The sequence below is a fragment of the Streptomyces virginiae genome, from assembly GCF_041432505.1.
GTDB lineage: Bacteria > Actinomycetota > Actinomycetes > Streptomycetales > Streptomycetaceae > Streptomyces > Streptomyces virginiae_A.
The window spans coordinates 4,980,217-4,993,016 of the sequence record NZ_CP107871.1 but is presented as its reverse complement, the minus strand read 5'-3'; the positions used below and the strand labels follow the sequence as shown (position 1 = coordinate 4,993,016).

Annotated in this window: 12 protein-coding genes; 2 read left to right on the top strand and 10 right to left on the bottom strand. The window is 72.8% G+C overall.

Annotation, left to right across the window (positions count from 1 at the left end; all coding sequences use genetic code 11):
• Positions 1 to 452: 452 nt before the first annotated feature.
• On the bottom strand, positions 453 to 1,016 hold the full coding sequence (locus OG624_RS23270; protein WP_371639798.1) for a hypothetical protein: 564 nt from the start codon (positions 1,014 to 1,016) through the stop codon (positions 453 to 455).
• Between the two features lie 36 nt (positions 1,017 to 1,052).
• Positions 1,053 to 1,646 (bottom strand): hypothetical protein, encoded by a 594-nt coding sequence (locus tag OG624_RS23265; RefSeq protein ID WP_033226838.1) that lies wholly within the window; start codon positions 1,644 to 1,646, stop codon positions 1,053 to 1,055.
• Between the two features lie 216 nt (positions 1,647 to 1,862).
• Here OG624_RS23265 and OG624_RS23260 point away from each other — a divergent pair, with 216 nt between their 5' ends.
• A complete protein-coding gene (locus tag OG624_RS23260) occupies positions 1,863 to 2,207 on the top strand; it encodes a hypothetical protein (protein WP_033226819.1) in 345 nt (114 codons plus the stop codon).
• Positions 2,208 to 2,222: 15 nt separating this feature from the next.
• On the opposite strand, the gene hemB is transcribed toward OG624_RS23260, so the two are convergent.
• Entirely contained in the window at positions 2,223 to 3,224 is a 1,002-nt protein-coding gene (gene hemB, locus OG624_RS23255; RefSeq protein ID WP_033226821.1) for a porphobilinogen synthase, read from the bottom strand.
• A gap of 98 nt (positions 3,225 to 3,322) precedes the next feature.
• Entirely contained in the window at positions 3,323 to 4,384 is a 1,062-nt protein-coding gene (locus tag OG624_RS23250; protein WP_051764015.1) for a saccharopine dehydrogenase NADP-binding domain-containing protein, read from the bottom strand.
• A gap of 107 nt (positions 4,385 to 4,491) precedes the next feature.
• Between OG624_RS23250 and OG624_RS23245 the strand changes: the two genes are divergently transcribed.
• Positions 4,492 to 5,442: a helix-turn-helix domain-containing protein gene (locus OG624_RS23245; RefSeq protein ID WP_033226840.1), complete on the top strand. Its 951-nt coding sequence runs from the start codon at positions 4,492 to 4,494 to the stop codon at positions 5,440 to 5,442.
• A 73-nt stretch (positions 5,443 to 5,515) separates the two neighbouring features.
• On the opposite strand, the gene OG624_RS23240 is transcribed toward OG624_RS23245, so the two are convergent.
• The 6 genes from OG624_RS23240 to OG624_RS23215 all read right to left on the bottom strand — a co-directional run bounded on the left by OG624_RS23240 (position 5,516) and on the right by OG624_RS23215 (position 12,745).
• Positions 5,516 to 6,877, bottom strand: coding sequence for a HEAT repeat domain-containing protein (locus OG624_RS23240; RefSeq protein ID WP_033226822.1), 1,362 nt, complete (start codon positions 6,875 to 6,877; stop codon positions 5,516 to 5,518).
• Positions 6,878 to 7,051: 174 nt separating this feature from the next.
• Positions 7,052 to 8,719: a uroporphyrinogen-III synthase gene (locus OG624_RS23235; protein ID WP_161288883.1), complete on the bottom strand. Its 1,668-nt coding sequence runs from the start codon at positions 8,717 to 8,719 to the stop codon at positions 7,052 to 7,054.
• Positions 8,716 to 9,684 carry a hydroxymethylbilane synthase gene (gene hemC / locus OG624_RS23230; RefSeq protein ID WP_033226823.1) on the bottom strand — a complete coding sequence of 323 codons (969 nt, stop codon included), beginning with the start codon at positions 9,682 to 9,684 and terminating at the stop codon, positions 8,716 to 8,718. The genes OG624_RS23235 and hemC overlap by 4 nt, the downstream gene beginning before the upstream one ends.
• Positions 9,681 to 11,381, bottom strand: coding sequence for a glutamyl-tRNA reductase (locus OG624_RS23225; RefSeq protein WP_033226825.1), 1,701 nt, complete (start codon positions 11,379 to 11,381; stop codon positions 9,681 to 9,683). Before OG624_RS23225 ends, hemC begins: the two co-directional genes overlap by 4 nt.
• The gene (locus tag OG624_RS23220) at positions 11,378 to 12,184 is read right to left on the bottom strand and encodes a redox-sensing transcriptional repressor Rex (protein ID WP_033226827.1); all 807 of its coding nucleotides are present in this window, start codon (positions 12,182 to 12,184) and stop codon (positions 11,378 to 11,380) included. Before OG624_RS23220 ends, OG624_RS23225 begins: the two co-directional genes overlap by 4 nt.
• 273 nt (positions 12,185 to 12,457) lie before the next feature.
• The gene (locus OG624_RS23215) at positions 12,458 to 12,745 is read right to left on the bottom strand and encodes a glutaredoxin family protein (RefSeq protein ID WP_033226828.1); all 288 of its coding nucleotides are present in this window, start codon (positions 12,743 to 12,745) and stop codon (positions 12,458 to 12,460) included.
• Positions 12,746 to 12,800: the final 55 nt, after the last annotated feature.

Genomic DNA, 12,800 nt, shown 5'->3' with positions numbered 1-12,800 from the left:
GGACGCTGAGAGGTGAGGAGCGCGTAGCGATCGGACGCGCTTCCCCCGAGACCGGTCGGCCTCCTGTGGGCCTCGCCTCGGGGCCGTGCCCACCTGGATCTCCCTGAGGGGCTGTGATGTCCCCGTCCTTCGTACCTTCGACCGGCTCGTTCTTTTGGGGGCTTCTCGGCAGTCTTTCGTTTCTCCGGGGCGGGACGGTCGGTCAAGGGTGGCCGCAGGCCATCGCGAAGCGACGCGACGACGAAGGAGGAGCGCCCTTGAGGGACCGGCCCGACCCGGAGGGACGATGGGACTGACGGGAAACCCCCATACACAGCTCTGATGCCGCCCGAGCGGACCCCGCTCCCCGACGCCCCCGCCCCACCCTCCCGACGCCGCCCCAGCAGCTCCCGCCGTCCCGAAGCCCCCGGCCAGGAGACCGCCCGGTGGCGGGTCGGGATCGGATCGTCGGCTCAATGCGCGTTGAACGACCAGAAGACGCCGACCTCGTCCGCGGACACCGCGATCAGGCCGAGATCCATCATGAAGTCGGTGAAAGGGTGGCCGCCTTCGAGGTCCCGCGCCAGGAAGTCGGGCGCGTCGCAGGTACGGGCGAGGTCGGAGGAGGTCCGGAACGCCGCATCGGGGCCGAACCGGTCCAGCAGGGTCCGGGCGTCCGCGAGCACCGCGTCCCGGTCCTCCCGCGACCGGACCGGAGAGCCCTCGAAGAACCACTCCTGCGCGAGCGAGGCGAGCAGCTCGACGGCGGCGCCGGCCGTGATCGGCCGGAGCCCGGCGTGCAGGCCCTCGGCGGTCAGAACGCGGAACGGGTGGAAGGGATAGCCGCTCTCCCGACCAGCCCTGTCGATCTGCCATTCCAGTACGGACCAGCCCCGCGGGTCGGCGACCGACCGCTGCATGACGGCGCGGACGTCGTCGGCCCAGTCCTCGTGCAGCCGGGGGCCGCTCCAAGCGAAGGTGTAGACGTCGTCCAGGAGCCGCACCAGTGCGGCGTCCCAGGTGGATCGGGTCGGCATGGATTCCTCTTCTCAGGGATCAGACGTCGTCGGGGATCAGACGTCGTCGAATGCCCAGAACAGCCCGACCTCGGTGTCGGAGACGACGACCAGGCCGCAGTCCTCCCCGTAGAAGGTCATCGGGGTGTAGCCCCGGTGGGACGCCCCGAAGTCCAGCGTGTCGTCCTTGCGCGCGCCGACGGTGACGTTGGTGTAGCAGGTGAACGTGTCCCCGTAGCGGGCGAGGACGGTGCGGGCCATGCTCTGCAGCTCGTCGAAGCTCTCGGTGAACCTTTCGAGGTTCCCCAGGGTGCAGCCGCCGTCGGTGAGGGCGAGGAGCAGGTTCTCGGCGCTCGCACGGTTGATCTCGTGCATCCGTTCCCCGATGTCGGCCGGGGTGAGCGGGCGGGACGGATCAGCCTTGACGGGCGGACGGCAGAACGGGACGTCGGGGTGTTCCGGAGTGCGCTCGTTCGCGGTGTCGTCGTGCCCGGCCCAGCCGCGCGGGTCGGGGACGGCGCGCGCCATGACGGCGAGCACGTCGGCCCGCCAATCGTCGTGCGCGCGCGGACCGGTGGCGATGAACGCGTACCCGTCCGCGTACAGGTGCTGTACCGCCGCTTCCCAGGATTTCCGGTCGGTGGTGGACATACTCGAAGGGCCTTCCTCACGAAGCGCTGCGCGTGTGAGTTCCTGCGCCCGCCGGTAGTTCGGGAAGACCTGGTCCAGCGTGCGGCCGTCGGCCATGTGCTCGTCCGACGCCGCATCACATGCGTACGTACACCTAGGAGTTTCGCAGGTCAGCGAGCCTGCTACATGAGTACGCGCACTCATGTTCGTTTTCCTTCGGCGGAGTTCACTGGATCCATGACCTCGGACACCGCCCGCCGGCCCCGCGCGTTCGTCGCGCCGCTCGTCTCCACGCTGCTGACGCTGCCGATGGCCGCGATCGCGTTCTTCTTCGTCGGGTTGTCCCCGATGGCCTGCGACTCCTGCGGGGACGCGGCGAGCGACCGGTTCGACGCCTCGTACGACGTCGCCTTCCCCGTCTTCGGGTTCGGCCTGCTGGTGGTCCTGGTCGTGCTGGTCGCCGCCTGGGCGCTGCCCTGGCAGCGGCGGTACGCCGCCGCCAGGGTGTGGTTCGCCGTCGTCGCGCCGGCCGCCGTCGTCCTCGACGCCGTCGTCTTCAACGGCCTCGTCGACTGGCCGTAGCCGCCGCGGCAGAGGTCAGCGGGCCTCGCGCAGCCAGCCGGCGACCTCGGTCGCCCAGTAGGTGAGGATCGTGTCGGCGCCCGCGCGCTTGATGCCCAGCAGGGTCTCCAGGATGGCGCGGTCGCGCTCGATCCAGCCCTTCTCCGCCGCCGCCTCGATCATCGCGAACTCGCCGCTGATCTGGTACGCCGCCACCGGGACGTCCACCGCCTGCGCCACCCGGTAGAGGATGTCGAGGTAGGGACCGGCCGGCTTGACCATCACCATGTCCGCGCCCTCCTCCAGGTCGAGGGCGAGCTCCCGCAGCGACTCCCGGGCGTTCGCCGGGTCCTGCTGGTACGTCTTGCGGTCGCCCTGCAGCGAGGAGGCGACGGCCTCGCGGAAGGGACCGTAGAAGGCGGAGGTGTACTTCGCCGTGTAGGCGAGGATCGAGACGTCCTCGTGCCCGGTCTCGTCCAGCGCGTCACGGATGACACCGACCTGGCCGTCCATCATCCCGCTCGGCCCGACCACGTGGACGCCCGCGTCCGCCTGGACCTGCGCCATCTCGGCGTAGCGCTCCAGCGTCGCGTCGTTGTCGACGTGCCCGTGCTCGTCCAGCACGCCGCAGTGGCCGTGGTCGGTGTACTCGTCCAGGCACAGGTCCGACATGATCACCAGGTCGTCCCCGACCTCGGCCTTCACATCGCGGATCGCGACCTGCAGGATCCCGTCCGGCTCGGTGCCCGCCGTGCCCAGCGCGTCCTTGTTCTCGTCGGCCGGGACACCGAACAGCATGATCCCGGCGACCCCCGCCCGGGCCGCCTCGACGGCGGCCTTCCGCAGCGTGTCCCGGGTGTGCTGCACGACGCCCGGCATCGCGGAGATCGCCAGGGGTTCGCTGATGCCCTCCCGGACGAACGCCGGGAGGATCAGGTCCGAGGGGTGCAGCCGGTTCTCCGCGACCATCCGCCGCATCGCCGGGGTGGTGCGCAGCCGGCGGGGCCGCGAACCGGGGAAGGATCCGTACGCGCTCATCTTCAGTCGCCTCTTCGAGCATCGACAGCAGTCCGGACAAGGGTAGAGCCCGGGCTCCCCGCTCCCGGGCTCCACCCGTCCCTCGACCGCCCCCGCGGTCAGTGCGAGAGCTCCACCGACAGGTACGGGGCCAGCGCCCGCAGGAAGTCCGGCGCGTCGAACATCGCGGCGGCCGAGGCCACACCCGTCGTCCTGGCCCGCCCGGACAGGAGCCGCTCGACGGCCTCGACCGCCAGCGGCGCCGTGACCGCGTAGATGTCCTGGCCCCGGGCCGTGGCCCGGCGCTCGATCCCGCCCGACCGCACCAGGACGTCGACCACGAAGGTCTGGTCCGAGCGGCCGAGGTCGTCGACGGCCTCCGGCGCCGGCGTGTCCGCCCCGGCGAGATCCCGCGCGGCCTCCGCGGCCATGTACGTACGCACCTCGGGCACGTCGACATGGCTGGGCACGGTGACGACGTCGGCCATCGTGAACTCCGCGATCACCGTCCGCCGGCCCAGCGGCGCGGGGAAGTCCCACTCCTGCTCCGCCAGTTGGTCGTCGTGGTAGCGCAGGGCGCCGTCCGTGAACCGCACCCGACGGCCCGCGCGTCGCTCGTGGGACACCGTGCCCGCCTCCCGGGTGCCGGCCGTGGGTCGCCAGCTGCTCAGCCCGTACGCGACGTGCACCTCGTCCGCCGCCTCCCATCCGCCGGTGGCCACGCCGACCAACAGGTCGCCGAGGCCGCCGTAGAAGGCCATGGCCGGCACCACGGGCACCTCCGCCTCACGGGCCGCTTCCGTGTGGTCGGCGAACATGGCCGCGTTCGCCTCGATCTCCGCCGCGACGTCCACGTACGGGATCCCCGCGCGCAGGGCCGCCTCGACGACCGGGCCGCCCGTCACCGCGAACGGTCCGGCGGCGTTGATCACGGCCGCCGCTCCGGCGAGGGCCCGGTCCAGGGAGGCCGGGTCGTCCACGGTGGCCGGGCGGACGAGCACGTCCGCCCCGCCCTCGGCGGCCAGTGCCTCCAGCCGGGCCTCGTCGCGGCCGGAGACGACGGTGGCGATTCCGCGCCTGCGCAGCTCGGCGACGATGAAACGACCGGTGTGTCCCGTCGCCCCGTAGACCACCACCGCGCCCGCCGTACCGTTCGTACCCGTCGTACCCACCGTGCTCATCGCTGTCCCCGTTCGCGTCGTGCCCGTCGTCTCGATGAGCTCAGTCTCGGGGCGGACCGGGCCCGCACGTGATGGTCCGGAACGACATCACCCGTACAGTTTCGGACATGCCTACTGTCGCCCTGGCCGCCGCCGGTCGCATGCTGCACTTCGAGCTGGCGGTGGCCTACGAGATCTTCGGCAATCCCCCGCTCGACGCCCCGCACGGCTGGTACGACGTCCTGCTGTGCGGCCCCGGCCCGGTGCGTGTCGGCCCGTTCACCGTCGAGCCCGACCACGGCCTGGAGCGCCTGGTCCGGGCCGACACCGTGATCGTGCCCGCGTGCGCCGACGTCGACGAGCCGCCGCCGCCCGAGCTGGTCGACGCCGTGCGCGCCGCCCACGCGGCGGGTGCCCGGGTCGCCTCCCTGTGCACCGGAGCCTTCGTGCTCGGCGCCGCGGGCCTGCTGGACGGGCGGCGGGCCACCACCCACTGGGCGCACGCCGCGGAGCTGAGCGCGCGGCATCCGTCGGCCGAGGTCGACCCGGACGTGCTCTACACGGACAACGGCAGTGTGCTCACGGCCGCGGGCAAGGCCGCCGCCGTGGACCTGTGCCTGCACCTGGTCCACCTCGACCACGGCGCGGCCGTCGCCAACTCCGTCGCCCGCCGTCTCGTCATGGCGCCGCACCGGACCGGCGGTCAGGCCCAGTTCGTGGCCACCCCGGTGCAGGTCACGGGCGGGGACCACCAGCTCGCCGACCTTCTCGACTGGGCCCGGCAGCGCCTGGACCGGCCGCTGACCGTCACCGACATGGCGCGCAGGGCCAGTACGAGCCCCCGCCACCTGGGACGGCGTTTCCGGGCGGTGACCGGCCAGACGCCGCTGCAATGGCTGCTGACCCAGCGGGTCCGCCGGGCGCAGGAGTTGCTGGAGGCCACCGACGAGACGATCGAGGCGGTCGCCGTGGCCACCGGCATGGGGACGGCCACCACCCTGCGCCGCCAGTTCAAGCGGGTCGTCGGCGTCCCGCCCGACACCTACCGCCGCACGTTCCGCACCGCGAACCCCGCCTGACGGCCGACCTCCGGACCGGTGTCCGCCGGCCGGGTCCGCGTTCGGAACCCCCGGCCCGGCGACGGCCCGCACCTCACCCCCGCCGGCCGGCGGGATCGTTGCGGAACCTCCACCGCCACAGGCCGTCCGCCCGGGGGTCGCGCTCGTACTCCGGGCGCAGCGGACCCACCTTCTCGTACGCCTCCGGCGTACGGGGGTGATCCCGGCAGGCCAGCGCGAAGGCGGCGCTGAGTCGTTCGTCCTGTCCGTCGGCGTCCAGGAGCTCCAGCAGCGCCTCGGTGACGGCCGGCGAGCGGTCGCGCCCTGACCTGACGGCGTACGCGGCCCGTTCCCGCACCTGCGGGTTCTCGTCCCGGAGCAGGGCGATCAGTACCTCGCGGTCCTCCGCCGCGTCGCAGTCCAGCACCTCCGCCGCCCGCTGCCGCACTTCGCCGTCCGGGTCCCGGGCGAGGCCGCGCACCACCCGTGCGGTCGCCGGGGCCCCCGGCGGGTGGAGCATCCACGGCACCCGGCGGCGCACCCGGGGGTCCGGGTGGTCGGCGTACCGCAGGCCGAGCGCCCGCGCCTGCGGGAGGCACCTGTCGGTCAGCAGGCGGAGCAGCATCGCCAGCACCCCGGGATCCGGTTCCACCGCGGCCCAGCCGGGGAGCAGCTCGGCGAGTCGCTCCCCGTACCGGCGATGGTGCGGGACATCGTGCGGGAACACGTCGACCATCAGCGTGGCCAGGTTCAGGAAGTCGGCGGCGAACGCCCGGTGGGCGGGGGCGGGGTGCCGGTGGAACTCCACCACCGCACGCCAGGTCTCGGCACTCTGCCGCGACAGGAGGTTCCCGCGGGCCGCGGCCCGGTCGACGTGCTCCTCGTCCTCGTCCCAGGCCCCGTACGCGTCGGCCTGCCGCACGGCCCGGGTGACCAGTTCCCCGACCGGCGGCAGGATCCGGAGATCCTCCTCCAGGAAGGTGAGGATCGCGCCGTGCCCGTCCCGTACGGTCCGCCCGCCGAGGGTGATCTCCCGGATCCGACCGGACTCCCCGTCCCGCACGATCTCGCTCCGTGCCGGTCCGTGGGCCCCCGTCAGCCGCCGCAGCTCCGCCTCCGCACCGACTTCGTACCACCGCCGGGCGGCGGCGAGCGGCCGCTCGCCGTCCCTCAGCGGCGCGGGGCCGCGTACCGCCGCCCACACCGCCGAGGAGCCGGCGTCGACGGCCCTCAGCAGCGGGGTCGTCCCGTCCGGGAGCGGCCGGTCCGGGTCCGCTCCGGCCGCCACCAACATCTCGACGCTCTCCACGGCATAGGCCGCGATCGCCGCGCACAGCACCGGCAGCCCGTCCTCACCCACCGCGTCCGGGTCCGCGCCCTCCGCCAGCAGGGCCCGTACCGTCTCCGCCTCACCCGGCGCCACCGCGTCCACCAGCCGGGCGTCCAGCTCCGTCATCCGTCCCCCCTCGTCCCGCGTCCCGCGTCCCGCGTCCCGGCGGTGATCTTCGCCGGGCCGCGGGGGACCGACAACCGGATTCCGCCCGGGCCGGACATGGGGAAGGGGCCCGGGTGCGATCGCACCCGGGCCCCTTCCCGGTGTCCTGCGGCGGGCAGGGCCCGCCTAAGGCGCTCACGTCGTACGACGCCGCCGCGCCCCCGGCCGTCGCTCGCTCGGCCGGAACACCGTCTCGCCGGCCTCCTTGGCCGCCTCGCGGCGCGCCGCGCCGTACTCGGCGAGGGCCTCCGCCAGCTTCGACACCGACGGCTCCGGGGACAGCACGTCCACGCGCAGCCCGTGCTCCTCCGCCGTCTTGGCCGTCGCCGGCCCGATACAGGCGATGACGGTCACGTTGTGCGGCTTCCCGGCGATCCCGACCAGGTTGCGGACGGTCGACGAGGACGTGAAGAGAACGGCGTCGAAGCCGCCGCCCTTGATCGCCTCGCGGGTGTCCGCCGGCGGCGGCGACGCGCGCACCGTCCGGTAGGCGGTGACGTCGTCGACCTCCCACCCGAGCTCGATCAGCCCGGCGACCAGCGTCTCGGTCGCGATGTCGGCCCGCGGCAGGAACACGCGGTCGATCGGGTCGAAGACCGGGTCGTACGGCGGCCAGTCCTCCAGCAGTCCGGCGGCGGACTGCTCACCGCTGGGCACCAGGTCCGGCTTCACGCCGAACTCCACGAGCGCGGCGGCGGTCTGCTCGCCCACCGCGGCGACCTTGATGCCCGCGAAGGCGCGCGCGTCGAGCCCGTACTCCTCGAACTTCTCGCGGACGGCCTTCACGGCGTTGACCGAGGTGAAGGCGATCCACTCGTAGCGGCCCGTCACCAGGCCCTTCACCGCGCGCTCCATCTGCTGCGGGGTGCGCGGCGGCTCCACGGCGATGGTGGGCACCTCGTGGGGCACCGCGCCGTAGGAACGCAGCTGGTCGGAGAGCGAGGCGGCCTGCTCCTTGGTGCGCGGTACGAGGACCCGCCAGCCGAACAGCGGCTTCGACTCGAACCAGGACAGGTCCTCGCGCCGCGCGGCGGCGCTGTGCTCACCGACCACGGCTATGACGGGCCGGGCGCCCTCGGGCGAGGGGAGCACCTTGCCCTGCTTGAACACCTGGGCGATGGTGCCGAGCGTCGCGCACCAGGTCCGCTGCCGCGTGGTGGTGCCGGCGACGGTCACGGTCAGGGGGGTGTCGGGCTTGCGCCCGGCGCTCACCAGTTCGGCGGCGGCGGCCGAGACGGTCTCCAGCGTCGCGGACACGACGAGGATGCCGTCGCTGGCGCCCACCTCGCTCCAGCAGCGCGCCGAGGCCGTCTTGGCGTCGACGAACCGCACGTCCGCGCCCTGCTTGTCGCGCAGCGGGACACCGGCGTACGCGGGTACGCCCACCGCGGTCGCGACACCGGGCACCACCTCGAAGGGGATACCGGCGGTAGCGCAGACGAGCATCTCCTCGGCGGCGTTGCCGTCGAGCCCGGGGTCGCCCGTGACGGCACGCACGACCCGCCTGCCGGAGCGTGCGGCCTCCATGACAAGATTGGCCGCGTCCCGGATCACCGGGACCCCGGCGGCTGCTGACACTTCATCAGCAATCGTCAGCTGCGGCGTGTCGACATTCGCCCGCGCATGAGTCCGTACGACCTCGAGCACCTCGGGCTCCGCGATCAGTACGTCCGCGGCGGCCAGCGCCTCGACGGCGCGCAGCGTCAGCAGGCCCGGGTCGCCCGGGCCGGCACCGAGGAAGGTGACGCGTCCGTGGGCGGCGACGGCCGGATAGGCGGAGGTGGTCGGAATTGAGGGGTTCAAAGCGATCGCTCCCCCATCAGACCGGCCGCGCCCTTGGCCAGCATCTCGTCCGCGAGTTCGCGGCCGAGCGCCATGGCCTCGTCGTACGACTGGGGCACGGGACCGGTGGTGGACAGCTGCACCAGCGTCGTGCCGTCGAGGGTTCCGACGACGCCGCGCAGGCGCATTTCATTGACAATCTCCCCGTCCGCCAGCAGGTCGGCGAACGCGCCCACGGGTGCGCTGCAACCGGCCTCCAGGGTGGCGAGCAGGGAACGCTCGGCGGTCACGGCGGCCCGGGTGTGCGGGTCGTCGAGTTGCCCGAGCGCGGCGATGAGGTCCGTGTCGGACGCGAGGCACTCCACGGCCAGGGCGCCCTGGCCGGGGGCCGGCAGGACGCTGTCGACGGACAGCAGGTCGGTCGCCTCGGAGCCGCGCCCGATCCGGTTGAGACCGGCGGCGGCCAGGACGACGGCGTCGAGCTCCCCGTCGTGGACGAAGCCGATGCGGGTGTCGACGTTGCCGCGGATGGGCACCGTCTCGATCCGCTTGCCGAGCGACAGCGCCAGGTGGTTGAGCTGGGCGGTGCGCCGGGGCGAGCCGGTACCGATGCGGGCACCGTCGGGCAGCTGCTCGAAGGTGAGACCGTCCCGGGCGACGAGCGCGTCCCGCGGGTCCTCGCGGAGCGGCATGGCCGCGACCACCAGGTCGTCGGGCTGCGCGGTCGGCAGGTCCTTCAGCGAGTGCACGGCGAAGTCGACCTCGCCGCGCAGCAGCGCGTCGCGCAGGGCGGTGACGAACACGCCCGTCCCGCCGATCTGCGAGAGGTGCTCGCGCGAGACGTCGCCGTAGGTCGTGATCTCCACGAGCTCGACGGCGCGGCCGGTGACGGCCCGTACCGCATCGGCGACGTGCCCCGACTGGGACATGGCCAGCTTGCTCCGCCGCGTACCGAGCCGCAGCGGCTGGTCGGGACGTGTGTTCATGATGCCCGTCCTGGGTCGTCGTCGTTCATCGGATCGGCCGCGTCCGCCCGGCTGACGGAAGCAACCGTCTGAGGGTCGAGGTCGAAGAGTTCGCGCAGCGCTTCCGCGTACCCGGCGCCGCCGGGCTCGCTCGCGAGCTGCTTGACGCGCACGGTCGGCGCGTGGAGGAGCTTGTCCACGACGCGGCGCACGGTCTGGGTGACCTCGGCACGTTGCCGTTCGTCGAGGTCGGGCACCCGTCCGTCGAGCCGCGCCACTTCCATCGCCACCACCTCGGCCGCCATGGCGCGCAGGGCGACGACGGTGGGCGTGATGTGGGCGGCCCGCTGGGCCGCCCCGAAGGCCGCCACTTCCTGGGCGACTATCCCGCGTACGGCGTCGACGTCGGCGGCCATCGGGGCGTCGGCGGACGCCTCCGCGAGCGACTCGATGTCCACGAGCCGGACGCCCGGGATCCGGTGCACGGCCGCGTCGATGTCCCTGGGCATGGCCAGGTCGAGCAGCGCGAGCCGGACGGAGCTCGCGTGGGGCTGCGTACGGGTGCTCCTCCGGGGCTGCCGCTGTGCGGCGGCCTCGCCCTGGTCGGCCCAGGTCCCGTGCAGTTCGAGGGAGTTGGCGTCGACCCCGGTCAGCGCGGCGCGCCCGTCGGGCCCGACGGGACAGCCGTCGTCCTCCACGGGAGCACTGATCGTCCGCGCGGCCCCGGCGTCGGCCAGACGCCTCCCGCCTTCGGCAGCGGCCACAAGACGGGCCACGACATCGGCCGATTCCAGCCCCGCCGGCGATCGAGGCGCGGGGGTCGGGGCGGAGCCCCGATCTTCCAGCTCGGCCGGCGATTGAGGCGCGGGGTCCGGGGCGGAGCCCCAGGAGACGGCGGCGAGCACGTCGTCGGCGGTCAGCACGAGCCCGGTGGCGCCGGTGCAGGAGACGACCACGTCGACTCGTGTCAGCTCATCGGGAACCCGCGCCATGGGGATCGCCACCGCCGCGACCCCGGTGCCCGAGGCAACCAGAATCTCCGCCAGCCGATCCGCCCGGTCCGCGGTCCGGTTCGCCACGACGATCTCGGCGACACCGACCCGCGCCAGCGTCGCCGCGGCCAGCGAGGACATCGATCCGGCGCCGATGACCAGCGCCCGCTTGCCCGCGGCCCACTCGGCCACCGGCGTCCCCACGGCGAGCTGCTCCAGCCCGAAGGTCACCAGCGACTGACCGGCCCGGTCGATCCCGGTCTCGGAGTGCGCCCGCTTGCCGACGCGCAGCGCCTGCTGGAACAGGTCGTTGATCAGCCGGCCGGCGGTGTGGAGCTCCTGCCCCAGCGCCAGCGCGTCCTTGATCTGGCCGAGGATCTGCCCCTCGCCGACGACCATCGAGTCCAGGCCGCACGCCACCGAGAACAGGTGGTGCACCGCCCGGTCCTCGTAGTGCACGTACAGGTAAGGGGTGAGCTCCTCCAGCGCGACGCCGCTGTGCTGCGCGAGCAGCGTGGACAGCTCGGCGACGCCGGCGTGGAACTTGTCCACGTCCGCGTACAGCTCGATCCGGTTGCAGGTGGCCAGCACGGTCGCCTCGGTCGCCGGTTCGGCGGCGAGGGTGTCGTGCAGCAGCTTCACCTTGGCATCGGCGGACAACGAGGCCCGCTCCAGCACGCTGACGGGTGCGCTGCGGTGGCTCAGCCCTACGACGAGCAGACTCATGCCGGCATCACCGCCGGCACGTCACCCTCGGGCCCACCCTTGCGCTGCTCGGCGGCGGTCCGCCCGGCCGGCGGCACCACGGCCGCGGCGGGCGCGGCGCCGCCCACGGAGGAGCTGCCGGCGGCAGCGGCGGCCGCTTCCTCACCGGCCTTGCGCTGCTCGTGGAACGCGAGGATCTGGAGCTCGATGGAGAGGTCGACCTTGCGCACGTCCACGCCCTCGGGCACGGACAGCACCGTGGGCGCGAAGTTGAGGATGGAGGTGACGCCGGCCGCGATCAGCCGCTCGCTGACCTGCTGGGCCGCGCCCGCGGGGGTCGCGATCACGCCGATCGAGACGCCGTTCTCCTCGATGATCTTCTCCAGATCATCGGTGTGCTGCACGGACATGCCGGCGACCGGCTTGCCGGCCATCGCCGGGTCGGCGTCGATGAGGGCCGCGACGCGGAAGCCGCGCGCGGAGAAACCGCCGTAGTTGGCGAGGGCGGCGCCGAGGTTACCGATACCGACGATGACGACCGGCCAGTCCTGGGTCAGGCCGAGCTCGCGGGAGATCTGGTAGACGAGGTACTCGACGTCGTAGCCGACGCCGCGGGTCCCGTAGGAGCCCAGGTACGAGAAGTCCTTGCGCAGCTTCGCGGAGTTCACTCCGGCGGCGGCCGCGAGCTCCTCGGAGGACACCGTGGGCACCGATCGCTCGGAGAGCGCGGTGAGGGCACGCAAGTACAGCGGAAGCCGGGCGACAGTGGCCTCGGGAATACCTCGGCTGCGGGTCGCCGGTCGGTGAGTTCGGCCAGTTGCCACGATGCTCCTGCGGGATGAGCGGGGCTGCAGGCGGCCACTTGTCCCAGGACCGCCCCGTCGACAGCAGGCTATGCCTTTGTGAACGCGTGCACAAAGATTGTGTCCGGTTTGTCCGACCAAAGTGACCGGGGTCACGCGCTCCCGGCACGTAAAGCCGGAACCATCGGCACGTCGAACCCGTTCAAATCCCAAAGGGGGCAAAACCGTGCACACTCCTCACAGATACGCCCCCGAGACCCCATAAATCGCCCATGATGGTAACCGGCGAGCGGGTCAGGCCCCCAACGCCCGCCGGAGCCGGTCGGGGTTCACCCTCCAGAAGGTGTGCTGCTCGCCGTCCACGAGCACGACCGGAATCTGCTCCCAGTGCAATCGGTAGAGCTCCTCGTCCTGCGAGATGTCCTTCTTCTCCCATTGCGCACCCGTCTCGGCGCACACCGCAGCCACCACCTCCTCCGCTTCGTCGCACAGGTGGCACCCCGGCTTCCCGATGAGCGTCACCGTCCGCTCGCCGGGACGCTTCTTTTCCTTACGGCGCAACAAAGGGCTCATGCCACCCATTCTCCCGCGCCCTCGCGTAACAGCGGCGCCTCGAAGAGTTCACGCCTCCGCATCC

Coding starts and splice junctions, on each gene's coding strand:
- OG624_RS23245 (WP_033226840.1), top strand. CDS start 4,492: ATGCCTACTGTCGCCCTGGCCGCCGCCGGTCGCATGCTGCACTTCGAG.
- OG624_RS23225 (WP_033226825.1), bottom strand. CDS start 11,381: ATGAGTCTGCTCGTCGTAGGGCTGAGCCACCGCAGCGCACCCGTCAGC.
- hemB (WP_033226821.1), bottom strand. CDS start 3,224: ATGAGCGCGTACGGATCCTTCCCCGGTTCGCGGCCCCGCCGGCTGCGC.
- OG624_RS23270 (WP_371639798.1), bottom strand. CDS start 1,016: ATGCCGACCCGATCCACCTGGGACGCCGCACTGGTGCGGCTCCTGGAC.
- OG624_RS23265 (WP_033226838.1), bottom strand. CDS start 1,646: ATGTCCACCACCGACCGGAAATCCTGGGAAGCGGCGGTACAGCACCTG.
- hemC (WP_033226823.1), bottom strand. CDS start 9,684: ATGAACACACGTCCCGACCAGCCGCTGCGGCTCGGTACGCGGCGGAGC.
- OG624_RS23260 (WP_033226819.1), top strand. CDS start 1,863: ATGACCTCGGACACCGCCCGCCGGCCCCGCGCGTTCGTCGCGCCGCTC.
- OG624_RS23250 (WP_051764015.1), bottom strand. CDS start 4,384: ATGAGCACGGTGGGTACGACGGGTACGAACGGTACGGCGGGCGCGGTG.
- OG624_RS23215 (WP_033226828.1), bottom strand. CDS start 12,745: ATGGGTGGCATGAGCCCTTTGTTGCGCCGTAAGGAAAAGAAGCGTCCC.
- OG624_RS23240 (WP_033226822.1), bottom strand. CDS start 6,877: ATGACGGAGCTGGACGCCCGGCTGGTGGACGCGGTGGCGCCGGGTGAG.